Annotated in this window: 1 protein-coding gene; it reads left to right on the forward strand. The window is 60.1% G+C overall.

Translation table 11 applies throughout. The annotated features are described in order from the left end of the window. Positions 1-545 precede the first annotated feature (545 nt). Positions 546-1,311: thiolase family protein (locus QM600_RS29390; protein WP_502943137.1), on the forward strand; the 766-nt coding region annotated here is incomplete at its 3' end.

The raw sequence follows: 1,311 nt of genomic DNA on the forward strand, positions 1-1,311 counted from the left end.
CGGCGATGAATCCGCGGCGGGTCAGTCGGGTTGTTTCGTTTTGGGCAGTCATGTTTGAGCTACTCCATCGGGGTCGGAAACTCTGGGTACGGATTTACCGTGGTTACGGTTGTGTCGATCGCTGTGATTCCTCGACCGCGAAGGGTGCCAGGTAGAGGTTTACTGTTCGAGCGTTGAAAATGTGTGTCCACCAGCATGTTTGAAGTCTTGCTTAGGCTGGGGGTGCATCATGCGGTCAAATATAGAACACGTCTCACTTTTTGGGATGAAAACGCCGATCTAAATTGAGGATCAGTAGTAGTAATCCGTCTGCAGATTTCCTGGGAAGTTGCCGGATTTGAGAATGCCACTGTGTTGCGGCGCGCTTCAGGCGTCAGGCAAGTGTCGAGGCGATCAGCATTGACTCTGACGCCGCCAGCATGGTAGCTATTTAACGAGCGCTAAGTCAGTGATTTGGCTCTGTGCTCACGATCGCGGTCCAGTGGCTGATGCACGCATCTCCGGTGCCGGACCGTCTCACGTGCACGTCCTCGAAGGGAACGCTGATGACCAAGGCAGTAATCGTCGATGTAGTCCGGATTGCATCCGGCAAGGGCAAGCCCGGTGGGGCGCTGTCCGGAACCCATCCCGTGGAACTGATGGCGCATGTCCTGCGGTCCATCACCTCGCGCAATGGCCTCGACCCCGCTCTGGTGGACGACGTCATCGGTGGTTGCGTCGGCCAGGCCGGCGAGCAGGCCCTCAACATCACCCGCAGTGCCGTGCTCTCCGCAGGTTTCCCCGATTCGGTACCGGCCACCACCATCGACCGCCAGTGTGGATCAAGTCAGCAGGCAGCACACTTCGCAGCCCAGGGCATCATCGCCGGTGCCTACGACATCGTCATTGCGGCTGGTGTCGAGTCCATGAGTCGCGTCCCCATGGGCTTCACCTCGATGGGCAAAGACGCTTCCGGCCCCGGCATCGCCGCTCGCTACCCCGAAGGCCTGATCAACCAGGGCATCTCCGCAGAACTGATCACCGCCAAGTGGAAGTTCGACCGCGAGGCGCTCGACGCATTCGCCGCACAGTCCCATCAGCGCGCCGCCGCAGCGGGAGCGGCCGGGCTGTTCGACAAGGAGATCATTCCCATCTCGGTGACTAACGCTGCCGGAGAAACTGTTTCACATACCGTCGACGAGACGGTTCGCGCATCGACCACCGCTGAAGGCCTGGCCGGATTGAAGCCGTCGTTCTACTCCGAGAAGTACGCGGAGCGTTTCCCGCAGGCGCAGTGGGCCATCACTCCGGGAAACTCGTCGCCCCTCACCG

This window comes from Rhodococcus sp. IEGM 1379 (assembly GCF_030056815.1).
In the GTDB taxonomy this organism is placed as follows: Bacteria; Actinomycetota; Actinomycetes; order Mycobacteriales; family Mycobacteriaceae; genus Rhodococcus_F.